General features: G+C 70.6%; 20 protein-coding genes and 1 pseudogene. 14 read left to right on the top strand and 7 right to left on the bottom strand.

Features of this window, described 5'->3' with window-relative positions; translation table 11 throughout:
* Positions 1–12: 12 nt before the first annotated feature.
* Positions 13–1,788 carry a flavodoxin domain-containing protein gene (locus BY998_RS09790; RefSeq protein ID WP_110351437.1) on the bottom strand — a complete coding sequence of 592 codons (1,776 nt, stop codon included), beginning with the start codon at positions 1,786–1,788 and terminating at the stop codon, positions 13–15.
* 112 nt (positions 1,789–1,900) lie between these two features.
* Positions 1,901–2,404, bottom strand: a complete 504-nt coding sequence (locus BY998_RS09795) for an Lrp/AsnC family transcriptional regulator (protein ID WP_110351438.1) — start codon at positions 2,402–2,404, stop codon at positions 1,901–1,903.
* Positions 2,405–2,648: 244 nt separating this feature from the next.
* On the opposite strand from BY998_RS09795, the gene BY998_RS09800 reads away from it, so the two are divergent.
* The 4 genes from BY998_RS09800 to BY998_RS09815 all read left to right on the top strand — a co-directional run bounded on the left by BY998_RS09800 (position 2,649) and on the right by BY998_RS09815 (position 7,047).
* Positions 2,649–3,473 (top strand): phosphoadenylyl-sulfate reductase, encoded by an 825-nt coding sequence (locus tag BY998_RS09800; RefSeq protein ID WP_110351439.1) that lies wholly within the window; start codon positions 2,649–2,651, stop codon positions 3,471–3,473.
* Positions 3,473–4,402, top strand: a complete 930-nt coding sequence (gene cysD / locus BY998_RS09805; RefSeq protein ID WP_110351440.1) for a sulfate adenylyltransferase subunit CysD — start codon at positions 3,473–3,475, stop codon at positions 4,400–4,402. Before BY998_RS09800 ends, cysD begins: the two co-directional genes overlap by 1 nt.
* On the top strand, positions 4,402–5,814 hold the full coding sequence (gene cysN / locus BY998_RS09810) for a sulfate adenylyltransferase subunit CysN (protein WP_110351441.1): 1,413 nt from the start codon (positions 4,402–4,404) through the stop codon (positions 5,812–5,814). The genes cysD and cysN overlap by 1 nt, the downstream gene beginning before the upstream one ends.
* A gap of 180 nt (positions 5,815–5,994) precedes the next feature.
* On the top strand, positions 5,995–7,047 hold the full coding sequence (locus BY998_RS09815) for a hypothetical protein (RefSeq protein WP_110351442.1): 1,053 nt from the start codon (positions 5,995–5,997) through the stop codon (positions 7,045–7,047).
* Here BY998_RS09815 and BY998_RS09820 read toward each other — a convergent pair.
* Positions 6,935–7,861, bottom strand: coding sequence for a YihY/virulence factor BrkB family protein (locus BY998_RS09820; RefSeq protein WP_110351443.1), 927 nt, complete (start codon positions 7,859–7,861; stop codon positions 6,935–6,937). The two genes, BY998_RS09815 and BY998_RS09820, sit on opposite strands and share 113 nt — an antisense overlap.
* A gap of 176 nt (positions 7,862–8,037) precedes the next feature.
* Here BY998_RS09820 and BY998_RS09825 point away from each other — a divergent pair, with 176 nt between their 5' ends.
* The 3 genes from BY998_RS09825 to BY998_RS09835 all read left to right on the top strand — a co-directional run bounded on the left by BY998_RS09825 (position 8,038) and on the right by BY998_RS09835 (position 13,306).
* Positions 8,038–8,943 carry a DMT family transporter gene (locus BY998_RS09825; protein WP_110351512.1) on the top strand — a complete coding sequence of 302 codons (906 nt, stop codon included), beginning with the start codon at positions 8,038–8,040 and terminating at the stop codon, positions 8,941–8,943.
* Between the two features lie 110 nt (positions 8,944–9,053).
* Positions 9,054–10,745: an acyl-CoA dehydrogenase family protein gene (locus BY998_RS09830; RefSeq protein WP_110351444.1), complete on the top strand. Its 1,692-nt coding sequence runs from the start codon at positions 9,054–9,056 to the stop codon at positions 10,743–10,745.
* Between the two features lie 146 nt (positions 10,746–10,891).
* Entirely contained in the window at positions 10,892–13,306 is a 2,415-nt protein-coding gene (locus tag BY998_RS09835) for an EAL domain-containing protein (RefSeq protein WP_181425477.1), read from the top strand.
* A gap of 12 nt (positions 13,307–13,318) precedes the next feature.
* Here the strand turns inward: BY998_RS09835 and BY998_RS09840 are convergent, their stop codons facing one another.
* Together BY998_RS09840 and BY998_RS09845 are read right to left on the bottom strand one after the other, a co-directional pair.
* The gene (locus BY998_RS09840) at positions 13,319–13,507 is read right to left on the bottom strand and encodes a hypothetical protein (RefSeq protein ID WP_110351513.1); all 189 of its coding nucleotides are present in this window, start codon (positions 13,505–13,507) and stop codon (positions 13,319–13,321) included.
* A 93-nt stretch (positions 13,508–13,600) separates the two neighbouring features.
* On the bottom strand, positions 13,601–14,875 hold the full coding sequence (locus BY998_RS09845; protein WP_110351446.1) for a glycosyltransferase family 4 protein: 1,275 nt from the start codon (positions 14,873–14,875) through the stop codon (positions 13,601–13,603).
* Between the two features lie 126 nt (positions 14,876–15,001).
* On the opposite strand from BY998_RS09845, the gene BY998_RS09850 reads away from it, so the two are divergent.
* The 5 genes from BY998_RS09850 (at position 15,002) to BY998_RS09870 (ending at position 20,159) form a co-directional block, all read left to right on the top strand.
* Positions 15,002–16,264 (top strand): glycosyltransferase, encoded by a 1,263-nt coding sequence (locus BY998_RS09850; protein ID WP_110351447.1) that lies wholly within the window; start codon positions 15,002–15,004, stop codon positions 16,262–16,264.
* A 275-nt stretch (positions 16,265–16,539) separates the two neighbouring features.
* Positions 16,540–16,893, top strand: coding sequence for a phasin (locus BY998_RS09855; RefSeq protein ID WP_110351448.1), 354 nt, complete (start codon positions 16,540–16,542; stop codon positions 16,891–16,893).
* 189 nt (positions 16,894–17,082) lie between these two features.
* Positions 17,083–17,880 (top strand): phasin family protein, encoded by a 798-nt coding sequence (locus BY998_RS09860; protein WP_110351449.1) that lies wholly within the window; start codon positions 17,083–17,085, stop codon positions 17,878–17,880.
* Between the two features lie 194 nt (positions 17,881–18,074).
* Complete coding sequence (locus BY998_RS09865; RefSeq protein ID WP_110351450.1) at positions 18,075–19,544, top strand: DegQ family serine endoprotease; 1,470 nt, start codon at positions 18,075–18,077, stop codon at positions 19,542–19,544.
* A gap of 363 nt (positions 19,545–19,907) precedes the next feature.
* A complete protein-coding gene (locus BY998_RS09870; RefSeq protein ID WP_110351451.1) occupies positions 19,908–20,159 on the top strand; it encodes a hypothetical protein in 252 nt (83 codons plus the stop codon).
* Positions 20,160–20,291: 132 nt separating this feature from the next.
* Here the strand turns inward: BY998_RS09870 and BY998_RS09875 are convergent.
* Both BY998_RS09875 and BY998_RS09880 read right to left on the bottom strand, forming a co-directional pair.
* Positions 20,292–20,519 (bottom strand): annotated as a pseudogene (locus tag BY998_RS09875) (hypothetical protein); the annotation flags it as partial.
* Positions 20,520–20,668: 149 nt separating this feature from the next.
* Positions 20,669–23,677 carry a glycosyltransferase gene (locus BY998_RS09880; RefSeq protein WP_110351452.1) on the bottom strand — a complete coding sequence of 1,003 codons (3,009 nt, stop codon included), beginning with the start codon at positions 23,675–23,677 and terminating at the stop codon, positions 20,669–20,671.
* Between the two features lie 282 nt (positions 23,678–23,959).
* Here BY998_RS09880 and BY998_RS09885 point away from each other — a divergent pair, with 282 nt between their 5' ends.
* The gene (locus BY998_RS09885) at positions 23,960–25,231 is read left to right on the top strand and encodes a hemolysin family protein (protein WP_110351514.1); all 1,272 of its coding nucleotides are present in this window, start codon (positions 23,960–23,962) and stop codon (positions 25,229–25,231) included.
* The gene (locus tag BY998_RS09890) at positions 25,228–25,959 is read left to right on the top strand and encodes an NAD-dependent deacylase (protein WP_245421543.1); all 732 of its coding nucleotides are present in this window, start codon (positions 25,228–25,230) and stop codon (positions 25,957–25,959) included. The genes BY998_RS09885 and BY998_RS09890 overlap by 4 nt, the downstream gene beginning before the upstream one ends.
* The last annotated feature ends 97 nt before the right edge of the window (positions 25,960–26,056 follow it).

Below are 26,056 nucleotides of genomic sequence, written 5' to 3' on the forward strand. Positions count from 1 at the left end.
GTTAGGTGAACTTCAGTAAACGTCCTGCTGGTAGCGACGGGCGCGCTCCAGCGAGGCGACATGCGCCTCGGCATCGGCGCTGCTCAGGCCCTTCACGCTCTCGAAGGCGCGCACCACGGCGGCGCGCACGTCCTTGGCCATGTTCTTGGCGTCGCCGCAGACGTAGAAATGGGCACCGCCATCGAGCCATTCCACCACCTCGGCGGCATGTGCGTCGATCCGATCCTGAACGTAGATCTTCTCCGGCTGGTCGCGGGAGAAAGCCACGTCGATCTTGGCCAGCGAGCCGTCCTCCAGCGCGTCCTGCCATTCGAGCTGGTACAGGAAGTCGTGGGTGAAGTGGCGGTCGCCGAAGAACAGCCAGGAGCGGCCCGGCGCTTCCGTGGCGCGGCGCTCCTGCACGAAGGCGCGGAACGGCGCCACGCCGGTGCCGGGACCGACCATGATGATGTCGGTGGCCGGGTCCGAGGGCAGGCGGAAATGCTTGTTCGGCTTCACCCGCACCCGCAGCTTGGCGCCGTTGGCGATGCGGTCGGCCACATGCACCGAGGCGACGCCGGCGCGAGCGCGGCCGTGAGTCTCGTAGCGCACGGCCGCGATGGTGAGATGGACCTCGTCGCCGACTTCCTTGCGCGAGGAGGCGATGGAGTAGGCCCGCGGCGGTAGCGGCCGGGTCACGGTGTTGAGGTGCTCGGCGGTCAGCGCGGTCGGGAAGCGCTCGATCAGGTCGATCAGGTGGCGCCCCTCGATCCAGGCCTTCACCTCGCCGCTCTCGACGAATTTTTGCGCGTCGGCATGGCCGGTCGCCTTGGCGAAGCGCTCGACCGTGGTGGGCGAGAGCGTGGTGATGTCGCGCTCGGCCAGCAGCGCCCGGCGCAAGGCCTCGTCGCCAGCAAGCCCGGTGGCGCGCAGAATCTCGTCCACGAGCTGCGGGTCGTTCTCCGGGAAGATCTCCAGGGAATCGCCCGGCTCGTAGGCCGGCGCGCCACCCTCGAATTCGAGGGCGAGATGGATCGTCTCCTTGTCGGAGCGGGACGAATTGAGGTTCACGTGGTCGATCACCTCGACCACGACCGGCTCGCGGCTGACCTCGCCGTCCTCGTCCTCGGCGCCGGCGCGGAAATCGACCGCCACGACGTTGTCGGCCGGGACTTCTGCCGGCGCCAGCGCCTTCAGCGCGCCCTTGATCCAGTCGGCGGCCGGCTTCTCGAAATCGAGGTCGAGATCGGCGCGGTCCGCGGCCCGCTTGGCGCCCAAAGCCTCGAAGCGCGCGTCGAGCGCCTTCCCGATGGCACAGAACTCGGCGTAGCTCGTGTCGCCGAGAGCCAGCACGCCGAACTGGACGCCGTCCAGCCGAGGGGCATCCTCGCCCATCAGCTCGCCGTAGGCCCGCACGGCGCGGGCCGGCGGCTCGCCCTCGCCCCAGGTCGCGACGATGGCGATGAGCTTGCCGGCCTTGGGCAGCGTGGCGAGGTCGAGATCGGCGAAGTCCACGATCTTCGGCTTGAAGCCCTGCTTGCGTGCGAGCTTGTTCACGTCGCTCGCGAGCTTTTCGGAATTGCCCGATTCGGAAGCGAACAGGATCGTCAGCGGCTCGGCCGCCTTCGGAGGCGCGACCGGGGCCGCGACCGCCGCGGCGGGCTGGCCGGAGGCGGCGTCGAGCCCCGCGAGAAAGCCCGTGAGCCACGCGCGCTGGATCGGCGTCGCCGCGCAGAGCGCCGCGTCGAGATGGGCCCGTTCCTGATCTCCGAAGGGAGCGGTGCGGGGGAGGAGTGCTTGCCTGGACATCGTGGGTGCCATGTCGTCTGCCGTGGCGCCGCTGTCAACGGCGAAATGTCCGTTTTAAAGAACGCCCGGAGAAGAGAAGAGATTGTTCGTTGCTGCGACGCAAAAAGGAAGATTATTCTCCAACCACCGAGAGGCGCGGCTCGGGCCGCCCCCGTGGCGGGGGTGCCGGCAGCGGCAGGGCGGTGGTGGATTTGACCTTCTCCATCGCGAATCGCGAGGTCACGTTCTTGAGAGGAAGCGTCGCGATCAGGTGCTTGTAAAAGGTGTCGTAGGCGGCCATGTCGGCGACCACGACGCGCAGCATGTAATCGACGTCGCCGGCCATGCGGTAGAATTCCAGCACCTCCGGCATCGCCGCGATCCGGTCCGCGAATCGCTCCAGCCAGTCCTTGGAATGATCGGCCGTCTCGATGGAGACGAAGACGGTGAGGCCGAGCCCGAGCTTCACCGGGTCGAGCACGGCAACGCGCCGGTCGATCACGCCGTCGGCCTCCAGCCGCTGGATGCGCTTCCAGCACGGGGTCTGCGACAGCCCGACCTGCTCGCCGATGGCGGCGATGGAGAGCGTGGCGTCCTTCTGCAGGAGGGCGAGGATCTTCAGGTCGATGGAATCCAAGGGGCCTCTCCAAAGCTCGTAGCGAGGATCGCGCGCCGTAACGACCTCGCCGGAGGCCGGGCCGCGCAACACCTTACTGAGAAGAATATTTTCTATTACCGGCAACGATCCGCCCTGAAGGTCGTTGCCGGGTCATTCGCGCCGCAGCGCAGGATTGCGTGCGCAGCGGCACCGACGCCTTGACAGCGTTCGTTATAGCGAACATTTCAGAACTCCGACAAGCAGGCAATCCGATTTTACGCACATGACCGCTGCCCTCGTCCGGGCGGCCCGGGACCTCGCCGAAGCCATGGCGGGGCAGGATCTTCGGGGGCGCATCCGCCTCGTGGAGGACCGCATCCCCGGCCGGCTCGTCTTCACCACCAGTCTCGGCATCGAGGATCAGGCGCTCACGCACGCGCTCGCCTTGAACAAGGGCCGTACCGAGATCGTCACCCTCGATACCGGCCGGCTCTTCCCCGAGACCTACGACGTCTGGACCGAGACGGAGGCCGCCTACGGCATCCGCATCCGCGTCTACGCGCCGGAGCGGGTGGCCGAGGAGGACTTCGTGGCGCGCGAGGGCATCAACGGCTTCCGCCACTCGGTGGCCGCGCGGCAGGCCTGCTGCGGCTTCCGCAAGGTCGAGCCGCTCGGGCGCGCCCTCGACGGCGCGGCGGCGTGGTTCACGGGGCTTCGCGCCGGCCAGTCGGCCAACCGGGCCGACACGCCGCTGGCGGAGGCCGACGAGGGCCGCGGGCTGATCAAGGTCAACCCGCTGGCCGACTGGTCGCGCGCCGACATCGACCGCTTCGTGCACGACAACTTCATTCCCTACAACGCCCTGCACGATCGCGGCTTCCCCTCGATCGGCTGCGCCCCCTGCACCCGCGCCGTGAAGATCGGCGAGGACGAGCGCGCGGGCCGCTGGTGGTGGGAACAGGAATCCAAGCGGGAGTGCGGCCTGCACCTGCACGCCCCCGAAGGCGAAGAAACCTTGAAGGACGTGGCTCCCGGACAGGAAGCCGCCGCTTTCGAGGAGCCGGCGAGCGCCGCGACCTCACGCGAACAGAGAAGGGAACTGGTTTGATGAGCGCCGCCGTCGCCGCGCCCGCGCGCACCCGCCTGACGCATCTCCAGCGTCTGGAGGCCGAGAGCATCCACATCTTCCGGGAGGCGGTCGCCGAGGCCGAGAACCCGGTGATGCTCTACTCGATCGGCAAGGACTCCTCCGTCCTGCTGCATCTGGCGCTCAAGGCCTTCGCGCCGGGACGCCTGCCGTTCCCCCTGATGCACATCGACACGACTTGGAAGTTCCGCGAGATGATCGCCTTCCGCGATCGGCGCGTGAAGGAGCTCGGCCTCGAACTCATCGTGCACACCAACCAGGACGGGCTCGCCAAAGGCATCGGCCCGGTCAGCCACGGCTCGGAAGTGCACACCGACGTGATGAAGACGCAGGCCCTGCGGCAGGCGCTCGACACGTACAAGTTCGACGCGGCCTTCGGCGGCGCGCGCCGCGACGAGGAGGCGAGCCGCGCCAAGGAGCGCATCATCAGCTTGCGCAACGCGCAGCACCGCTGGGACCCCAAGCGCCAGCGCGCCGAGCCGTGGCACCTCTACAATTTCAAGAAGCGGCGCGGCGAAAGCTTCCGCGTGTTCCCGCTCTCGAACTGGACCGAGCTCGATATCTGGCTCTACATCGAGCAGGAAAACATTCCGATCGTGCCGCTCTACTTCGCCGCCGAGCGGCCTGTGGTCGAGCGCGACGGCCAGCTCATCATGGTCGATGACGAGCGCCTGCCGCTGGAGGCGGGCGAGACGCCGGAACTGCGAACCGTCCGCTTCCGCACGCTCGGCTGCTACCCGCTCACCGGCGCGGTCGAGAGCCCGGCCGCGACCCTGCCGGAGATCATCGGCGAGACGCTGGCCGCCCGCACCTCGGAGCGCCAGGGCCGGGTGATCGACAAGGACGGCGCCGGCGCCATGGAGCGCAAGAAGCAGGAGGGCTATTTCTGATGACGATCCATCAGTCCCCGGAGGCGTTCGGCTACGAAGCCTTCCTGCACAAGCACCAGAACAAGGAGGTGCTGCGCTTCATCACCTGCGGCTCGGTCGATGACGGCAAGTCCACCCTGATCGGGCGGCTGCTGCACGACACAAAGCAGATCTTCGACGATCAGGTGACCGCGCTGCAGCGCGACTCGCGCAAGCACGGTACGCAGGGCGGCGAGGTCGATCTCGCCCTGCTGGTGGACGGCCTCCAGGCCGAGCGCGAGCAGGGCATCACCATCGACGTCGCCTACCGCTTCTTCTCGACCGAGCGGCGCTCCTTCATCGTGGCCGACACCCCCGGCCACGAGCAGTATACCCGCAACATGGCGACCGGCGCCTCGACGGCGGATGTCGCCGTGATCCTGGTCGATGCCCGCCACGGGCTGACCCGCCAGACGCGGCGCCACGCGCTGCTCGTCTCGCTTCTCGGCATCCACCGGGTCGCGCTGGCCATCAACAAGATGGATCTCGTCGGCTGGTCGCAGGACAAGTTCGACGCCATCGTCTCGGGTTTCCAGGCCTTCGCCGCGCCGCTGAACTTCTCCGAAGTGCGGGCGATCCCGCTCTCGGCCAAGAACGGCGACAACGTCGTGCTGCCGGGCACCGCCGCGACCTGGTACGCGGGCGTGCCGCTGCTGCGCTACCTCGAAGAGGTGCCGGTGAAGTCGGAGGAGCGCGCCGCCGCCTTCCGCATGCCGGTGCAGTGGGTGAACCGACCGAATTCCGACTTCCGCGGCTTCTCCGGCCTGATCGCCTCGGGCTCGATCGCGCCGGGCGACGCCGTCACCGTCGCGCCGTCGGGCAAGTCCTCGACCATCGCCCGCATCTTCACCGCCGACGGCGATCTGGAGCGGGCGAGCGAGGGTCAGTCGGTCACGCTGGTGCTCGCCGACGAGATCGACGCCTCCCGCGGCGCCGTGATCGCCACCTCGGACGCGCCGCTGACGCTGACCGACAGCCTCGACGTGCGCCTGTTCTGGGCCGCCGAGACCGAACTCGCTCCCGGGTCGAGCCTCTGGGCCAAGGTCGGCACGCAGACGGTCAACGCCGTGGTGAAGGCGGTCCACCGCCGGATCGACCCCGAGACCGGGCAGGCCGGTCCGGCCGACAGACTCGCGGTCAACGATATCGGCGACGTGACCCTGACGCTCGACCGGCAGATTGCCGTGGATCCGTATGTCGAGAACCGCGACACCGGCAGCCTGATCCTGATCGATCGCGAGACCACGGACACGGCCGCGCTCGGCCTCGTCCAGACGGTGGTCGCCTCGGCCAAGGCCTCCGCTCCGGCGCCGGCCACCTCCGAGACGGCGCAGCCGGAGCCCGCGCGCAGCGGCGGCCTGCTGGCCGGCCTCAAGCGGCTGTTCGGCGGGTAGATACGCAGCCTATCCCTCTCCCCGCTGCGGGAGAGGGTGGCCCCCGAAGGGGCTCGGGTGAGGGGCTGGCTCCGCATTGTCCGGAAGCGTCGCTCCCCTCTCCCGCCCGCTGAAGCGGGCACCCTCCCCCGCGGAGGAGGAGGGTTTGGCGGTGGCCCGCTCCCCCGCTAGAACCAGCGCATGACCTCCCCCACCGATCCGGCCGACGACCTGTACGAGGGCCGGGACGGCTGGCTCTTCCTGACCCGCGGCAACAACCGGGTTCTGGAGCAGTACGGCCGGCCGGGCGTCTCCCGCAGGACGCTGTGGCGCTGGCGCCGGATCATCGAGACACGAAGGCGCGCCTGCGCCCGGCTCGGCGCGCTCTATCTTCACGCCGTCGCGCCCGAGAAGCTGACGATCTATCCCGAGCTCGCCGAGGGGCTGGCCTTCGACCCGGCCCGCGCGCCCGCCCTGCGGCTGGCCCGGTGGCTGACGGGCTCGCCCGGCGCCCGCGCCTGGGTCGATCTCGTCGGGCCATTGCGGGCGGCGCGCGACGGCCCGCCGCTCTACCTGCGCACCGACACCCATTGGACGCATCGCGGCTGCGACATCGCCCACCGGGCCATCCTCGCGCGGATGGGCCTGCCGCCGCGCGCCGATCTCGAAGCCCGGCGCGAGGCCGGCCCGGTCCCGTTCTCGGGCGATCTCGGCCGCAAGTTCGGCCCCCACCGCACGGAGACCGCGCCCGGCAGCGCCTTCGCGAGCGGCGCCCGGCGGACCTACGCCAACGGCCTGCTGACCGAGATGGAGGCGCTCGGGCGCGGCGGGGACGCGCATCTCGGCACGCATGCGGTGTTTCGCAACGACGATCCCGGCGCCGATCCGCGCCGGCTCGTGATCTTCGGCGATTCCTACGCGCAGCACACCGCCCACAGCCCCGTCGCCACGCTGACCGCGCTCTTCGCCGACCGCTTCCGCGAGGTGCATTTCCTCTGGTCGACGGGCATCGACTGGCACTACCTCGAAGGCGTCCGGCCGGATTTCGTGCTCGCCGAGATCGCCGAGCGCTTCCTGATCGACCTGCCGCCTCGCGGCATCCGGATCGAGCGGCTCGCGGAACTCGCCCGCGAGCGCAAGGTCATGGGAGAGGGTTCGACAGGGGCTTCGGCAGCGGCTCCCCGCTCTGGCGCGCGGCCTCCGCCTGACGCGCCCGCATCCGTGCCTGAAGACGCTGGCGCCGGGCCGCGATGACCGTGCCGTTCACCTCGCCCCCGAACAGGAACATCGCCGCGAGCCAGTAGAGGAAGACGAGGAACACCATCGCCGTGGCCAGCCCCCCGTAGGTCGAGGCGTAGGCGTTCGAGAAGCGGTCGAGGTAGAAACCGAAGCCGAGGCCGGCCAGGAACCAGAGCACCAGCGTCACGGCGATGCCCGGCAGCACCGAGAGAACCGCGCGCCGCCCGGCGGCCACGAATTTGTGGGCGATGATCAGCACCAGCGCGATCAAGACCGCCGTCACCCCGATGCGTCCGATGGCGACCGTGAGTCCCAGGGGCTCCAGCCCGGGCGCCACGAAGACGAGCTGGCGCCAGATCAGCGGCCCCAGCACCACGAGCAGCGCGAAGGCCAGCATCGCGAAGGCGCCGCAGACCACGTAGCCGATCGATTCGAGCCGGGTGAGCCACCAGGGCCGCATCTCGCGGATACCGTAGGCCCGGTTGAGCCCGACCCGCAGGGATTCGACGCCCGAGGAGGAGAAGTAGAGCGCGAGCAGGGCGCCCAGCGTGAGCACGCCCCCGCGCTGCTCGGTGAGCAGCCGATGCACCTCGCCGACGATGGGCTTGGCCACCTCCCGCGGCACCGCGTCGAAGATCAGCGTACCCGCCTCGTCGGCCAGCGACTTGGTGCCGATCAGGCCGGCGAGCGCCGCGAGCAGGATCAGGAACGGGAACAGCGAGGTCAGCATCGACAGCGCGATGTGGCTCGCGATCGCCCAGCCGTCATGGGCGACGAAGCGCTGCGCGGCGATGCCCGTCACGTCGAGAACTTTTCGCAGGCGGCTCAAGACAGACGGCTCAAGGGAGGACGCGGCTTCTCGCACGAGGGTTGGGGCGGACGGGCTTCATACGGGCATTCGGCCCGCCCCCGTCAACGGTGAAGCGAGCGATCCGTCACCGGCATGGCTGGGAAGATTCCGCCCTGCTTGCCTCGGTGCCCCCGGCGTGCTGCCTGCCGGGCGCCATGCCGATGCTTCTCTCCCGTCTGATCCCGGCCGCCTTCGTGCTGATCTGGGCGAGCGGCTTCGTCGCCGCGCGCTACGTGGCGCCGTTCGCCGAGCCGCTGGCCTTCGTCGCGGTCCGGCTCGCCCTGGTGGCGGCGGTGCTGGGAGCAATCGCGCTGGCGCTGCGCTCGCGCTGGCCCCGGACCGGCGCCGGCTGGCGCGACGGGATGGTCGCGGGCGTGCTGATGCAGGGCATCTACGTGGCCGGCGTGTTCTGGTCGGTGCATCGCGGCCTGCCCGCCGGCATCGCCGCCCTGGTCGGCAGCCTGCAGCCGCTGCTGACGGCCGCCGCCTCGGAGCCGCTGCTCGGGGAGCGGGTGGGGGCGAAGCGTTGGGCGGGCATCGGGCTCGGCTTCCTCGGAGCGGGATTGGTGCTCGTGCCGAAGCTCGGGGCGGTCGATGCCGCGGGCATCCCGCCCGACGCGCTCGCCGTGTGCCTGACCGCGATGCTGGCGATGACCGCCGGCACTCTCTGGCAGAAGCGCAAGGCGGCGGGTGCCGACCTCGTCACCAATGCCTGCCTGCAATTCGTCGGCGGCACCGCCTTCGCCGTGCCGCTCGCCCTGCTCGCCGGGGAAACGCATCTGCAGCCGAGCCTGCCGCTGGCGCTGGGCATGGGCTGGTCCGTCCTCGTCAACTCCGTGGCGGGCATCCTCCTGCTGATGGCGCTGATCCGGCGCGGGGCGGTGGCGGGCGTGGCCTCGCTGTTCTTCCTCGTGCCGCCGGTCTCGGCGGCGATCGCCTACGCGATGTTCGGGGAGGCGCTCACCCTCGTGCAGATCGGCGGGATGGCGGTGGCCGCCGCCGGCGTCGGCCTCGCCACGGGTCCCTCGGCGGGCCGGTCTTCGACGGGTCCAAGCCGGTGAACTGTATGATGAATTCAGCCTAAAGACGGGGATGCGGCGACGAGAAACCACTATTGTGCCGGCGATCCCGGCTATAAGAAACCACAGATCCACTCCGCAGAGAGACAGACATGGCCGCATCTCCCGCCATCCAGCCCGCCAACGACCCGAAGGACTTCGTGGCCCTGGCCAAGGACGCTGCCGAGGGCGCGCGGGCCCTCGTCGCGGAGGCCACCGCCCGCGTGAAGGCGCGCGTGGCCGGACCCGAGGGCAAGCTCGACGCCGGCGCGCTGGAGCGCGAGCAGCACGCCGCCCACGGTCTGGCTTGGCTCGCCACCTACGGCGAGGCGGTGCGCGAACTCGCCGACTATGCCGAGCGGCTGCAGAGCGAGGGCGCCTTCGGCGAGACCGAGGCGCTGCTCGTGAAGATCGGCATGGGCGAGTATCTCGATCAGATCTTCGGCGGCATCCCGATGAGCCAGGGCGAGATGGTGCGCCCGACCTCCTCGCTCGGCTTCGAGGCCTCCGAGCTGGCCGGCTTCCGCACCCCCGCCATTGAGGCCGTGATCGCCCAGGGCAACACCCCGGCCAACCGCGCCGCGCTCGTGGCCCGGATCCGCGAGGCGACCAGCGCCGGCGCGGCCACGATCGGCGCCTCGGGCCTCGACGAGGACATGGAGGCGATCCGCTCCGAGATGCGCCGCTTCGGCAAGGCCGAGGTGGTGGAGCAGGCCCACGAATGGCACCTCGAGAACGCCTACATCCCGATGTCGATCATCGAGAAGATGGCCGAACTCGGCGTGTTCGGCCTCACCATCCCCGAGGAATACGGCGGCATGGGCATGCCCAAGGCCGCGATGTGCGTGGTCTCGGAGGAGCTGTCGCGCGCCTATATCGGCGTCGGCTCGCTCGGCACCCGTTCCGAGATCGCCGCGGAGCTGATCCTGTGCGGCGGCACCGAGGAGCAGAAGCAGCGATTCCTGCCCCGGATCGCGAGCGGAGAGATCCTGCCCACCGCCGTCTTCACCGAGCCGAACACCGGCTCCGACCTCGCCTCGCTCCGCACCAAGGCAGTGAAGGAGGGCGATGTCTGGAAGATCACGGGCAACAAGACCTGGATCACCCACCCCGTGCGCGCCGACATCATGACCGTGCTCGTGCGGACCAAGCCCGAGGAGAAGGGCCATCGAGGCCTCTCCATGCTGATCGCCGAGAAGCCGCGCGGCGACGACGCCGACCCCTTCCCGGTGGAGGGCCTGTCCGGCGGCGAGATCGAGGTGCTCGGCTACCGCGGCATGAAGGAGTACGAACTCTCCTTCGAGGGCTTCTCGGTGCCGGCCGGCAACCTGCTCGGCGAGGTCGAGGGCAAGGGCTTCGCCCAGCTGATGCAGACCTTCGAATCGGCCCGCATCCAGACGGCGGCCCGCGCCATCGGCGTGGCCCAGTCGGCCCTCGACATCGGCCTGCGCTACGCCGAGGAGCGGGTGCAGTTCGGCAAGGCGCTGGTCGAGTTCCCGCGCGTGGCCGACAAGCTCGCGATGATGGCGGTGGAGATCAACATCGCCCGCCAGCTCACCTACTTCTCCGCCCGCGAGAAGGACGAGGGCAAGCGCTGCGACCTCGAGGCCGGCATGGCCAAGCTGCTCGGCGCCCGCGTCGCCTGGGCGGCGGCGGACAACGCCCTGCAGATCCACGGCGGCAACGGCTTCGCGCTGGAATACAAGATCAGCCGCGTGCTGTGCGACGCGCGCATCCTCTCGATCTTCGAGGGTGCCGCCGAGATCCAGGCGCAGGTCATCGCCCGGCGCCTGCTGGAGCAGTAAGTCGAGAGATCGGCCGCCCCGACCGGCTCTCGATCGGTCGGGGGCGAGCCATCGCCTGGGCCGGATAGCGTAGCCAGCTCATATACTTGCCCTCAACTTCTGCCGCTTAGGCCGTGCTCCGAACCTCCCGGAGCACGGCCCGCGTGTTGCCAGACCCGACTGCCGGCGTGCAGGACGCCACGCTGATCCAGCACTGGCGCAGCTGCCGAACCCGCCCCGGGGCGATGCCGAGCTACGATTCCGTCGTGCTGGGGCGCCTCGGCCGCCTCGCCGACCGTTGCGCTCTCGTCGCCACCTGCGAGGGCCGGGCCGACCGCATCCTCTGGGGCGGTCCGGGCTTTCGCGACTGGTTCGAGGATGAGGTCAGCGACCTCCCCCTCGCCCGCCTCCCCGACGAGATCCGCCGACCGATCGAGGAAATCGCGCTCGCCGCCCTGCGCGGGGGCGAGCCGGCGAGCGCGCGCTGCGACCGAATCACCGACGGCGTCGTCACCACCTGGGGGCTTGTCGGCGTTCCGCTCGCCCATGGCGGCCCGCCCCTCATTCTCATCCACGTCGATACCGAGGGCGTGCGCACCGAATTGATGCGGGCGATCTTCGGCGCCACCGGGCAGGGGTTGATGGCGCTGGGCGCGCTGCGCGATGCCGAGGGCGCGGTTGCCGACTTCAAGATCGTCGCCCTGAACCAGGGCGCCGCCGAGATCTTCGAGCGGCCGGCCGAGAGCCTGCAATGGAAGCGCCTCGGCGAGGTCGTTCCGGCCCGGCTCGGTGCGACGCCGCTGCTGGCGGGCATCCTCGGGCGCTCGGACCGCACCGTGTTCGAACTCGCCGTGCCGCGCGCCGACCGGACGATCCTGTCGCTGCGGGTGGAGGCCCGCGCCATCGGCGACCTCATCGCGGTGGCCATGACGGATGTCGGCGACATCAAGGCTAGGGAGGAGTCGTTCCGCTTCCTGTTCGAGAGCAACCCGCTGCCGATGTGGCTGGTGGATCGGGAGACGGCCCGCTTCGTCGCCGTGAACGAGGCGGCGATCACGCATTACGGCTACAGCCGGGACGCCTTCCTGAGCCGTCAGCTGACCGACCTCGCGGCGACCGCTGCGGTCGGCTTCTCCTCCGGCGGCAACCTGCACCGGCACCTGCGGGCCGACGGCTCGGCGATCGACGTGACCCTGTTCGAACGCTTCCTCACCTTCGAGGGGCGGTCGACCGTGCTCGGCGCGGCCATCGACGTGACCGAGCAGCGCCGGGCCGAGGCGCGCATCAGCCACATGGCCCATCACGATGCGCTGACAGGCCTGCCGAACCGCGTTCTCTTCGCTGCCCGCCTTGCCGAGGCGATCGCCGATCACGCCCGCCTCGGTGCGGGCGCCGCCCTGCTGTGCCTCGACCTCGACAAGTTCAAGTTCGTCAACGACACCCTCGGCCATCCCGCCGGGGACGCATTGCTGCGAGAGGTGGCCGAGCGGATCTCCCTCTGCCTGCGCCGCGAGGATCTCGTCGCGCGCCTGGGCGGCGACGAGTTCGCCGTGCTGCTGCACAACCCCGACGCCGCGACGGTACGGACGATCGCCGGGCGGATCGTCGAGGCCCTGTCGCGACCGGTCCGGCTCGGCGGGCGGGAATGCCGGATCGGCGTGAGCATCGGCATCGCCTGCCTGCCCGAGCACGGGAGCGAGGCCGACACCCTGCTGCGCAATGCCGATCTCGCCCTCTATCAGGCCAAGGCGGAGGGCGGCAGCCTCGCCCGCACCTTCGAGGCGGCGATGGACGGCTGGACCCGCTCCCGGCGGCGGAGAGAGACCGATCTGCACGAGGCCTTCGCCCATGGCGACCTCACCTTGGCCTATCAGCCGGTCGTGGAGACCCGCACGGGCGCCATCGTCGGATCCGAGGCCCTGCTGCGCTGGCACCACCCGGTCGAGGGGGCGATCCCACCGGCCGCCTTCGTCCCGCTGGCCGAGGAGATCGGCTTGATCGGGCCGCTCGGCGCGTGGGTCCTGCGCCAAGCCTGCGCCCAGGCCGGCAACTGGAGCGCTCCGGTCCGGGTCGCGGTCAACCTCTCGCCGGTGCAGTTCCGCGATCCCGGCCTCGTGGCGACGGTACGCGAGGCGCTCACCCTGTCCGGTCTCGCGCCGGAGCGCCTCGAACTGGAGGTGACCGAATCCGTGCTGCTCGCCGCGAGCGAGGCCAACGTGGCGACGCTCCACGCCCTGCGGGACCTCGGCGTGCGGATCGCGATGGATGATTTCGGAACGGGCTACTCGTCCTTGAGCTACCTGCAGAAGTTTCCCTTCGACACCATCAAGATCGACCGCTCCTTCGTGATGCGGCTCGGCGAGGATCTGCACTCGACGGCGATCGTGCGGGCGGTGATCGGGCTCGGTGCCAGTCTCGGGATCGTCACCGTGGCGGAGGGCGTCGAGACCGAGGACCAATGGGCGTTGCTGCGCGCCGAGGGCTGCGGGGAGGCCCAGGGCTACCTGTTCGGACGGCCGGTTCCGGCCCTGGAGGCGCGGCGGATGCTTCGGCCGGAGCCGAGTCTGGCCGCCTGCGCCTGAGGGCCGGTCGCGCTACTTCGTGATCTTCACCGAGACCGGATCGCTCGACGGGAAGGTCTCCTCCAGCGCCTCGTCGAGGCGCTCGTCCTTCTCCTCGCGGCTGTTGCCGGGATTGGACTTGTCGCCCGCGCCGTCCTGCTGGAACCCGGTGGACTTGGTCGTGGATTTGGTCTCGTCGCCGGTTCGCGTCTTGTCGGACATGAAGGCCTCGCTGCTCGTTGCGCACGCGCCGCCGATGATGGCGGCTCTCATGCCGACCAACGCGAGCGCGGCCATCCTGTTGCGTCGCCCGCGTTACGAGCCCGCCGGCGCCGCGCCGCGCAGAGCCGGCGGCTCGACGGCCCGCGGGAGCGGCCGCGCCTCGCGCAGGACGAGGCCGTAGACCTGCTCCAGCCGGTCGAGATGCCCGTCGACGGTGAGCGGAGCCGCCCAGTAACGCTCGTAGGCGCGCTCGGCCATGCGGGCGGCGAGCCCGTCATCGGACAGGCGGCTGAGATGGGCGGCCAGCGCGTCCGGGTCGCCCGAGCGGAACCAGAACCCGTTCTCGCCGTCCTCGACCGCCTCGCGGCCGGCGCAGGCATCCGAGACGATCACCGGGCAGCCGGAGGCCAGGGCCTCGTAGACCGTGAGCGGCTGGCCCTCGTACCAGATGCTCGGGAAGACCAGGGCGCGGGCCCGCCGCATCAGCGCCTGCACCGCGGGGCCGTCCTTCCAGCCCAGCAGCACGGCCTCGGGATAGCGCGCCCTCAGATCGTCCGCGGCCGGGCCGTCGCCGACGAAGACCGGGCGCAGGCCCGCCCGCCGCGCCGCCTCAGCGAAGATCGGCGCCCCCTTCTCCGTCGAGAGGCGGCCGACGAAGAGGAAGTCTTCGCGCCCCTCGCGTTCCAGCGGGTGGCGCTCGACGGAGATCGGGTTGTCGATCCGGTGGAACACCGTGCGGGGCGGCAGGAGCGGCGCGATCACCCGCTCCTGCAATGCGCTGATCGTGACGACGTGGCGGAACAGGTCGGGCAGACCGGCGACGTGCTCCAGGCCGAGATGGCGCACCACCCGCATCAGCTTGCGCGGGTAGGAGCGCGCATCGCAATTCGTGGTCAGGCAGGCGGCCGACATCGGGGTGCGGTGGCAGATCCGGTCGGCCGGATACTCGTAGAATCCGCCGTTGGGGCAGACGAGGAAGAACTCGTGCATCGTGTAGAGGCACGGCAGGCCGGAGCGCCGGATCGCCGTGCCGATCGAGGGCGAGAGCGCCTTGGCGAAGGCGTGAACGTGAACGAGCGTGTCGCGCGGGTCGCACAGGGTCAGCTCGGCGGCGAGCCGCGCAGCGGCGCGGGTGTTCCAGACCGCCTGCACCGCGAAGGCGAGTTTGTTCGTCGTGGAAGCGATGTCGTCCTGCCCGAGGCAGACGACCCGCGCCCCGCTCTCGGCGAGCCTCGGGTCCACGGGGCCGACCGCGGCGAACACCGTGACCCGGTATCCGCGCCGCCGCAGGCCGAGCGCCGAGTCGAGAGCGACCTTGGCTTGGCCGCCGTTGACGTGGGCATGGTCGAGGACGAGGACGACGTGCACGGCAGGCCTCGGCTCTTCATGGCGAGAGCCTTCCGTTTACCGGACGGCAGTTGATCGCTCGTAAACCTTGCGCGCATCGACCCGCCGCGCCGCGGCGGTCTCCCCGCTCGGAGGCGAAGCACGCCCATGCACGTCGTGATCGTCGCCGAATTCGCCGCCGCAAGCGGGGGTGCCGAGAAGGTCGCCGTGGAATCCGCCCGCGCGCTGGCGGAGGCCGGCGCGGAGGTGACCTACATCCAGGCGGTCGCCGGGCCGGCCGACCCGCTGCTCGCCCATCCGCGCCTGCGCCGGATCGGGCTCGACCTGCCGGACGTCTGGTCCTTGCCGGCCCTGCGCGGGGCCTTGGGCGGGATCTGGAACGGCGAGGCCGCCGCGCGCCTCGCCAGCGTGCTCGACGCGCTGCCGCAGCCGCCCGATTGCCTTCACCTGCACCAGTTCACCCGGGCGCTCTCACCCGCCGTGCTGCCGGTTCTGCTCGGGCGCGCCGTGCCGCTGGTCCTGACGCTGCACGACTACGCGCTCGCCTGCCCGAACGGCGTCTATTACCGTTTCGACCGGGCCGAGCCCTGCGCGCTGCGGCCGATGTCGGGCGCCTGCCTCGCCGCCGCCTGCGATCCCAAGAGCCGGCTGCATAAGGCGGTGCGGCTCGGGCGCGCCGCCGCCCTGCGGATCGCGGTGGGCCGCGCCCGCCTCGAGGTCGTCCATGTCTGCGACGGCAGCCTGAAGCGGATGGATGCGATCGCGGGGGGCTATCGCCTGCGCCATCACCGCATCGACAACCCCGTGCGCGTGGCGCGTCAGGCCCCGGCCGAGCCCGCCCGGGGCGACGCCGCGGTCTATGTCGGCCGCCTCACCGTCGAGAAGGGCGCCGATCTCGTGGCCGAGGCCGCCCGCCGCGCCGGGCTGCCCGCCCTGTTCGTCGGGGCCGGCCCGCTGGAAGCGCGCCTTCGGGCGCAGGGCGCGGAGGTGCTCGGCTGGACCAGTCCGGCGGAACTCGAGACGATCCTGCGCAGCCGCGCCCGGGTCGTCTGCGCGCCCTCCCGCTGGGACGAAACCGGCCCGCTCACGGTCTACGAGGCCCTGGCCCAGGGCATCCCGGTCGTGGCCTCGCGCCGCTCGGGCGCCGCGGAGAAGGTGCGGGACGGCGTGGGCGGCTACGTCGTGGAACCGGAGGTCGACGCACTCGCTGGCGCCCTGAGTGCCCTCAAGGACGACGGCACCACGGCGCGCTTCGGCCGCGCCGCCTACGACGCTTATTGGCGGGCCCCGCTCACACTCTCCGCCCACGCCCGTGCGCTGCTCGCGCTCTACGGCCGGCTGGTAGATGAACACAATATGCGGCAGTGCGAAACGGAGCTGTCGACGCCGGCATCAATTGTGGCACCTTAGCGGTTGTGCCCACTCCCGCCGACGCTTGGCAGAGTCTACTTCTCGACACTATAATCCCGCCCTCTGCTCCCGACTCGCGCTCTTGAGGCGAAATCTCGTTACGGATTCGTAGCATAAGTAAATTTTTCGGCCCTGGGAACCAATCCTCGATCGTCGGAATGCGGCCTTGACTTTCATGTTGCACCGCAACATATGAGGGGTGGGCCGGCTAGGGCGGGGCTGTATTGCAGACACCCGCTGCACCACTTCTCCCGGTCCGTTGACAGGAGAGCGACATGAGCAACCCGAGCTTCGAGATCCCCGCCGAGTTCCGCGACTTCGCCGACAAGAGCGTCGATCAGGCCCGCAACGCCTTCGGCACCATCCTGAACGGCGCGGTGAAGACCTCCGAGCAGTTCCGCAACTCGGCCTCGACCGTTCAGTCGACCCTGCATGCCGCCATGCTCAAGAGCCTGGATCACGCCAAGACCAACGCCGACACGACCTTCGACTACGCGCAGCGCGTCGTGCGCGCCAAGGACGTGCGCGAGGCCTTCGAGATCCAGTCCGAGTTCGTGAAGACCCAGTTCGCCGCCCTCCAGGCCCAGGCCAAGGAGTACGGTGCCCTCGCTCAGAACGCCGCGCACTAAGCCGGTCCGGTATCGGGCCGGGCGGTCCGCCGACTGTCCGAGCCCGTGCGTGAGCGCGGCACGATCCGCTCCGAGCGCCTCGCAGCGAGGCTGCGCCGTGGCCTGACACGATGCTCTCCCCCCAAGGCGCCCCGGACATGGTCCGGGGCCGCCGCGGGCGGATGAGCGTTTCGAACGAGGAGAGGATTCATGTCGTCGAGCCGCCGCAGGGGACGTTCGCCCGGGGCCTCCGCCCAGCCCGCGCCGCCGACAGGCGCCGAGTCCCAGGACTTCGCGACTCCGGCCGCCGAGAGCGCCGAGAGCGCGGCGGACGAGGGCCAGACCTTCGAGACGAGCGAATCCGAACCCGCCCACGAGACCGCCCTCGCGCAACAGCCCGATGGCGAGACGGTGAGCGAGGCCGAGCCGGCCGCCGAGGGTGTTGCCGCAGAGGCAGCGCCCGCCGAAGAGGCTCGGGACGCGTCGTCGAACCCTGTCTCCGAGGCGATCGAGGCGGTGACCGCCGAGCCCGTGCAGGAGGCCGCCCCGGTTCAGGACATCGCTCCGGCCAAGGAGCCCGCGCCGGAAGCGGTCTTCACGCTTCCCGAGCCCGAGGCCGCAGAGGGCATCCAGGATAACGTCCAAGAAGCCGCCGAGGAGACGGCCGAGGCCGTCGCCCAGGCCGCGCTGCTTCCGGCGCTGCAGGAGCCCGTGCGGGACGCATCCGCCGGCCAGCGCAGCTCGGATCACCCCCGCGTCGGCGCGAGCTTCGGCGTCGCGACCCTCGCGCCCTTCACCGAGATCAACGCGAAGCTGTTCGCCTTCGCCCGCGGTGAGAGCGAGGCGGTCCTGGCCCATTTCCAGGCCCTGGCCCGCGCCAAGAACCCGGCGGAGGCGATCCGCCTCCAAGTCACGGAAATGCAGCGCGCCGCCGACGCCTCGCTGACCTGCTTCAGCGACATCGTGCGCAGCGCCAACCGCCTGGGCGAATCCGTCCGCTGGCACTGACCCTCGCGCGCCTCGAACGCGGTCGGAAGAGAGTTCAGGGCGGCCATCCGAGAAGGATGGCCGCCCTTTTTGTTTGCGTTCCTTCCCCGGGCGGATGGCGCGGAGGCAGGCCCGCGAGAGGCGCCGGCCCCCTCGCCCCCCGTCTCCCCGGGGGCTACATAGCCCGCACGCTTCGACACCCTCGGGAGACCCGCATGCCCACCTCGCCGCTCCTGCCGGCCGGCCTCGTTTCCGTGCTGCTCCTCGCCGCCGCGCCCGCCCTCGCCCAGACCGCGAATGCGCCGGAGAAGCCGGCCTCCGAGGCTCCCATGCACGAGAGGGCCGTTCCGCTCTCGAAGGGCGAGATCCAGCTCTCCTTCGCCCCCGTGGTGAAGCGGGCCGCCCCGTCCGTCGTCAACGTCTACGCCTCGCATGTCGAGAAGCGCTCCGCCCGCTCCAACGCGATGGAGGAGTTCATGCGCCGCTTCTTCGGCGAGGACCGCCCCGGCCGCGGCCCCAGCGGCATGCCGGGCGAGCGGGCCCAGCGTTCCCTGGGCTCGGGCGTGATCGTCGACGCCTCCGGACTCGTCATCACCAACAACCACGTCATCGAGAACATGAACGAGGTGAAGGTGGCGCTCGCCGACAAGCGCGAGTTCGAGGCGCAGATCGTCCTGCGCGATCCCCGCACCGACCTCGCCGTGCTCAAGATCAAAAGCCCGGCGGACGTGGCGCCGATGCCGATCGGCGATTCCGACCACATCGAGGTCGGCGACTTCGTGATGGCGATCGGCAATCCCTTCGGCGTCGGGCAGACCGTAACGCAGGGCATCGTCTCGGCGCTCGCCCGGACGCAGGTCGGCTCTTCGGACTACCAGTTCTTCATCCAGACGGATGCCGCGATCAATCCGGGCAATTCCGGCGGCGCGCTGGTCGATCTCCGGGGCCGCCTCGTCGGCGTCAACACGGCGATCTACTCGCAGTCCGGCGGCAGCCACGGCATCGGCTTCGCCATCCCCGCCAGCATGATCCGCGCCGTGGTCGAGACCGCCAAGAGCGGCGGCAGCGTCGTGCGACGGCCCTGGCTCGGCGCCCGGGTGCAGAGCGTGACGGCGGACATCGCCGAGAGCGTCGGGCTCGACCGCCCGACCGGGGTGCTTGTGGCAAGCATGCAGGCGAAGAGCCCCGCCGAGGAGGCAGGCCTGAAGCGCGGCGACGTGATCCTCACCGTCGACGACCAGAGCGTCGCCGACCCGGACGCCTTCGGCTACCGCTACGCCCTCAAGGGCATCACCGGCACCGCCAATCTCGGCATCCTGCGGGGCAGCAAGCGCCAGACCATCCAGGTCAAGCTCGGGCCGGCACCGGAGACCCGCCCGCGCGACGTGCTCAAGGTCCGCAGCCGCACGCCGTTCGCCGGTGCCACGCTCGTCAACACCTCCCCCGCGGTGGGCGAGGAACTGCAGGCGGACCTGCCGGACGAGGGCGTCGCGGTTACCGCCGTGGAAGAGGGGTCCCTGGCCAACCGGGCGGGCTTCCGCAAGGGCGACGTGATCCTGGCGATCAACGGCATGCCCGTGCCCTCGACCAAGGATCTGGAGCGGCTGACCCAGCGCAGTCTCGGCCTGTGGGAGGTCTCGATCAACCGTGGCGGCGAGGTGCTGACCTCGGTGTTCGGCGGGTAGGACGCGTGCCGGCGAAGGGGATGCGGGTTCGTCCAGGGCGCGTCATGACCGTGACCGAGAGACAACCCGGCCGCTGCCGTCTCGCCCGGTCCAACGATGCGCTCGCAACCGGCACGATAGGAAGGATCGTGCCGGTCCCGATACCCCGGCACGCCGGCAGCGTGCGTTTTCGCTCATCCAGCGGGACGGTGCCGGGTTAGCCTCCCACTCGGATCGTCGGTGAAGTCATCGCGGTGCCGATGTTTCGTCCCGGAAGGACGACGCAATCCGGTAACCTTACGAGGCAATCCGCCGGAAACCCTGAGACCCTAGAACGGCGCCATACGAGAGCCGGAAGGGCCTCAAGCGAGAGGGGCGGACATCATGCGGGACCTGATCAAGATCGCGGCGGCCGGAACGGTGCTGACCGCCTACGCCCTGCTCGCTCCAACCCTCGTCGAGGCCGTGCCGAGCTCGGCCGCGCCGACGAAGGCCTTCACCCAACGCCTGCCCCAGGCGGGCGGTGCGGTCCCCGTCAGCGCCCGGTTCGACGGCGTCGAGCCGGTCTCGGGTCGTGTCGTGGTGGCTCGCCGGCCGCTTCTGCTCGGCACCACGGTGGATTCTGCCTTCCGGTAACCGCCCCCGCGCGCCTCGTCGGCACGCCGCGGCGGTCACGGCGGTTTCACGGGACGGCCGGACCGGCCTTCAGAGGGAAGCGGACCTGAACGCGTCCTCGGCCGGGCGGGCACCGCGCCCGAGCTTCAGGCCGGCATCGAGGCCGCCGACGGCGTGGCGGTTGCCGCGCAGGCCGGCGCAGAGATCATCGATCTCGGTCACGTCCAGCGCCTCGCCATTTCCCGCGGCGATGGTGTCGATCAGGTCGTCCGTCTGCGGATCGAAGGGATGCCCCTGCATCCGGTAGAACTGGTAGTAGCGCAACGCCGCCAACAGCGTGTCGCGCTCGCGGGCGGTCACAGTGATGTTCTGCGTGGTCATGGGAGTCCCCTTGGCTTGCAACGAACGCCGGGCGAGACCGCGCGCGCCTCGCCTAGCTTGGCCGTTGTAAGCCCCGGTCGGCAGCCTCGTCCATGACATGGGAGAGGATCGGGCGGGCCTCGAAGGGTGGACCAGCGGTCGCCCGGCGCTCAGCCGGACACCACGACGGCCGGTGGCGCGGCGACTTCGGTACCGGGAAGCCCATAATAATCTTCGAGGATCCGCGGATAGGCGGCCGCGCGGAAAGGCCGGCGGGCGGCCCACAGCGCCTCGACGGGGAGCGCGAGCAGAGCGTCGTTCAGCCGCTGAGGGTCCTCCGCCAGGGCCGGATCGAGCCGGTGGCCGCTCCCGATGGCGCGCAGGCGCTCGGCCTGTGCGCCGAGGTCGAACACCACCGGGGGTACGCCGGCCGCCAGTGCCAGGGAGAGCGTATAGCAGTAGGTTTCCGGCCAGATCGAAGGCAGCAGCACGAGGTCGGGATCGAGCCGGACGATCTCGGCGAGCGCCGCCGCGTCGCTGCCGTAGGGACCGGTCTCGCACACCCCCGCCGCCGCCATTGCCTCCGGCTCGGAGGAATGCCCGACAATCGTGAAGGTGATCGGAAGCGTCCTCAGCCCGGCGTCGAGGGCGAGGTTGTGGACGACGTCGTAGCCCTTGTGCGGGCCGATCGATCCGATCACGGCGACGCGCAACGGCCCGCCCCCGCGTCGACGCGGGAGCGGCTCGGCGGAGGCAAGCGTCTCCTCGTGCGGGCGCAGCACGATGTCGTTGAGCGAGAGAATGGGGGCGATGCGGTCGGCGAGATCCTTCGAGGGCGCGAACACCCTGCGGGCGCCGCCGAGGAAGCCGGCCCAGAGCCGACGCCGCTCCGCGGGATCGGGCAGCGCGATGCCGTCCGCCCCGCGGTCGAGGCGGATGCAGTCGCGGCAGAGGGCGGGTGCGGCCAACCCGCAATAGACGCCCTCCGGACGCACGAGATTGTTGCGATGGCAGACGGGCGCGTAATCGTGGAGCGTCACGTCGTAGCCGGTGCCCAGCCCCTCGATCAGCCGCATCGCCGCGCGGGTCGCGGGCGCGTCGAGGCCCGCCAGCGAGTGGACATGCACCATGGCCGGGGCGAGCCAGCCGATCAGTTCGGCCAGAAGCGCCCTGTCCCGGTCGAGGGAGAGCGGATCGAGGATGGCCACGGGAAAGTCGATCGCACTCGATCCGGGCAGGCCGAGCTTGAACGCGCCGGGTTCCTCGGTGCGCAGGTAGATCGCGGCCAGCCCCGCCTCGCTCAGCCGCGCACTCGTGGCCTCGATATGCGTCTCGACGCCGCCGCCGAAATCGTGGGTCACGATCAGGGCGATGCCCCGTGTCGCACTCCCCTGCGCGCATCGGGCGAAGCGGTAGAGGTCGAGGCGCTGCCGGGCGAAGCGGGCCGGATCGACCTCGATATGGGTGTGGACCCGGCGCTGGTAATCGGGGTGCTTGGTGAGGATGGTGCGGAAGATGTCCGCCCCCTTGGTCGCCAGCAGTGCGCCGAAGGAGACGCTGCCGGAGTGGAACACGAACACGTCGTGGGCCAGCACGTTGGAGAAGCCCGCCTTGAGGGCGCGCATGCAGAAGTCGTTCTCCTCGCCGTAGCCGCGCCCGAAGGTCTCGGCGTCGAGGGGCCCGACCGCATCGATGACCGCGCGGCGCATGTACAGGCAGAAGCCCACCCCTGTCGGGACGGGAGAGCGGCCGCGGGCGTTGCAGACGCGGGTGAAGGCGTCGATCTCGGCGGGCGTGATCTCGAGCCTGGACCGGTTCTCGACGTTCGGCCGCGGGTAGCTGCAGATCGTGGCGTTGTTGGAGAACGGCGTCACGGTCGCGATGGCCGGATCGTCCTGCGCGTGCCGGAGCAGACGGTCGAGCCAGTCGCCGTAGACGACGACGTCGGCGTTGAGCAGCACCACGTCCCGGCCCGCGGCCCGCTCCAGGCCGAGGTTGCAGGTCCGCACGAAGCCGAGATTTTCCGCATTGACCGCGTGGGCGAACAGGCCCCGGGCCGCGAGACCGGCGAGCGCCGCGCTCAGGCGCGCGTCCGGGCTGCAATCGTCGATGACGAGGAGGGCGAAGGGGGTCGCCTGCGGCGCGCTCAGCACCGAGTGGATCGCCCGCAGGGTGTCGTCGTAGCCCTTGTAGACCGGCATGATCAGGACGACCCGCGCCGCGGCGATGTCGGCCGCCGGCCGCGCCCGGCTCCACTCGTCCTCCGTCGGCGCCACCTGCGCGGGCCAAGTGCCGAGCCCGAAGGGCGTCGGGCGCAAGCCCTGCGCCCGCCCCACCGCGAGATAATGAAAGAACGGATTGACCCCCGCGCCGATCTCCCGGCGGTACTGCTTACGGTAGAAGCGGAGCGAGAAGTCCGGGCTCGGGTCGCGATCCTCGCGAGCGCCGAAATCCAGGAAGTGGCGAACCGGATCGACGCCGGAGCGGCGGATATCCGCGTTGGTCTCCAGGTAATAATCCCGGTCGAAGGCGGCCGCGACGGTCTCGTAGACCTGCGTGTCGGAGGCCTCCGCGGGGTCGGCGGGAAGCGGCACGACCCGGGGCTTGGCCCGAGGCGCTGGCCGGGTCGCGCTCGCCGCGGACTGGAGCCGCCGCGTCGAGGCGAAGTGGTAGAGCGGGCTGACGCCGAGGCGCCGCATATGGGCGTGGCGTTGCAGGTAGGCTTCGCTTCCGAAGCCCTCGCTCGGGTCGAGTCCGCGTCGCCAGCCCTTCGCCAGATAATGGGCGAGCGGGTCCGCGCTCCCGTCGAGCCCGGCGAGGCGGGCATAGAACGGCGCGTCGAAGAACGGCTCGACGATCCCGGCCTGCACCTCCGGGAAGTCGGGTCCGGGCTGGGTCGCGACCCGCAGCCGCTCCTGCGCGGAGAGCCGGGCATAGTGGAGGAGCGGGTTGGCCGGCACTCCTTCAGCGAGGTGACGGTCGACGTAGTACAGGGTCGAGAACACGGCCGAGGGATCGCGGCCTTCGCGCCAGCCGTGATCGAGGTAATGCAGGAGCGGGTCGCCGCCGCCCGCGGCCACGTCGGGATAGGCGGCGCGGTAGAAATCGGCATCGAAGAAGGGAGCGATGGTCGCGGCATCGCGGCGCTTGGGCCGCAACAGCCTCGGCAGCTTGATCACGACCGGTTCCTTCGAATGAGCCTTCAGGCCGCCCCCGGCGCCGGCAAGCGCGGGCCGCGTGGCCGGGGCTGGCGCGAAGCCATGGAAACGAAGTGTGGCGAGCCCGGGGCAGCCGCCTTCCCACTTGGATTGCGGGAATAGGCCAGAACCCCTTCCCCCGCGACCGGGTTCGGCTTTAAGCATCGGTGCCGCCGACGGGTGCGGCCATCGGGTGCGGCTTGGCCCCGGGAGGGCACGATTTCGGACGGCATCTGGTCTTCGGCGCTCGGCCTCCTCGCGGTCATCGCCCTCGTCTTCGCCAACGGCTTCTTCGTCGCGGCGGAATTCTCCCTCGTCGCGGTCCGGCGCAGCCGGGTCGCCGAACTGGTCAACGAAGGCCGGCTCAACGCTCGGGCGCTCCAGCGCGCCACCGACCGGCTCGACGCGCATCTCGCCGCGACGCAGCTCGGCATCACCCTCTCCTCGCTGGCGCTCGGCTGGGTCGGCGAGCCGGCGCTGGCACACCTGTTCGAGCCGATGTTCCACTGGCTGCCGGCGACGGCCGCCGGCGTCACAGCCCATACGCTCGCCGTCATCGCGGCCTTCGTCATCATCACCACGCTGCATATCGTGCTCGGCGAACTGGCGCCCAAGAGCCTCGCCCTCCAGCGCAGCGAGCGCACGGCGCTGGTGATCGTGCGCCCGCTCACGCTGTTCCTGACGGTGTTCGGCCCGGCGATCCACCTGCTCAACGGGCTCGGCAACGGCGTGCTGCGTCTGCTCGGCCTGCGCCCCGGCGAGGGCGAGGGCCACCTTCCCTCCCCCGCGGAGCTGAGCCTCCTCGTCACCGCAAGCCACGAGGCGGGCCTGCTCCACGAGGCGCAGGAGGACGCGGTGGCCCGCATCCTCGCCATCGGCGAACGGCGCATCCGCGAGATCATGACGCCGCGCAACGAGGTGGATTGGGTCGATCTCGACGATCCCCAGGAGGCGCGGATCGAGGCGGTGCGGGCCTGCCGTCACGAGCAGATCGTGGTGAGCCGGGCGCAGATCGACGACGTGGTCGGCGTGCTGCGCAAGCAGGACCTGCTCGACCAGTTCCTCGACGGGAAGCCCCTCGACGTGAAGGCGGCCACCCGCGAGCCCATCGTCGTGCACGAGGGTCTGGCGATCCTGAAGGTGCTGGAGATGTTCCAGACCAAGCCCGTGCGCATGGCCATCGTCGTGGACGAGTACGGCAGCCTGGAGGGCATCGTCACCCAGACCGACCTGCTGGAAGCGATGGCCGGCGAGATCCCCGAGCCGGGCGAGGAGCGGATGGTGGTCGAGCGCGAGGACGGCTCGCTGCTCATCGACGGCATGATGTCGGCGGGCGAGGCCTTCGACCGACTCGGCTTCACCGAGAAGCCGCGCTCGGACGACTTCTCGACCCTGGCCGGCTTCTTCATCGTCCAGCTCGGGCGCATCCCCACCGAGGGCGACGCGATCGAGGCGCAGGGCTGGCGCATCGAGGTGGTCGACATGGACGGGCGGCGCATCGACAAGGTGCTCGCCACCCGCCTCGCGGACGCGTGAACGGCGCCGTGGGCCCGGCCCGAACCGTCTTCGTGCTGACCGGGGCGGGCATCTCCGCCGAGAGCGGGCTCGGCACGTTCCGCGATGCGGGCGGGGCCTGGACCCGCCTCGACCCGATGAAGGTCGCGACCCCCGAGGCCTTCGCCGCCGACCCGGTGCTGGTCCACGACTTCTACAACGGGCGCCGCCGCGACGCGCTCGCCGCGAAGCCCAACGCCGCGCACGTGGCGCTGGCCCGGCTCGAAACAGGCTTGGCGGAACAGGGCGGCCGGCTGTTCCTGTGCACGCAGAACGTCGACGACCTGCACGAGCGGGCCGGCTCGCGCCGCGTCGTGCACATGCACGGCGAGTTGCTGAAGGCCCGCTGCACCGCTTGCGGAACGGCGTTCGCGTGGCAGGACGACCTCGGCCTTGAGACGCCCTGCCCCCATTGCGGGCGCCGCGGCGAGATGCGGCCGGACGTGGTCTGGTTCGGCGAGATGCCCATGCACCTCGACACCATCGACGAGGCCTTGGCCGAGGCCGACCTGTTCGTGGCGGTCGGCACTTCGGGTGCGGTCTACCCGGCGGCAGGCTACGTGGCCCAGGCCCGCGCCTTCGGCATCCCGACGCTCGCCCTCAATCTCGAGGCGGCCGACAATGCCGGGATGTTCGAGGCGACACGGCTCGGGCCGGCGAGCCGGACGGTGCCGGCCTGGGTGGAGGAAATTTTGGGCGGGCGGGCGTGATCCCCGCCGTCATCGCGAGGCGAAGCCGAAGCGATTCAGGGCGCCGCACTGCCCGGAGAGGTTAGGCCGCCGGCTTGCTTCGCTCCGCTCGCCATGG

This window comes from Methylobacterium sp. B4 (genome assembly GCF_003201865.1).
Taxonomy (GTDB): Bacteria; Pseudomonadota; Alphaproteobacteria; order Rhizobiales; family Beijerinckiaceae; genus Methylobacterium.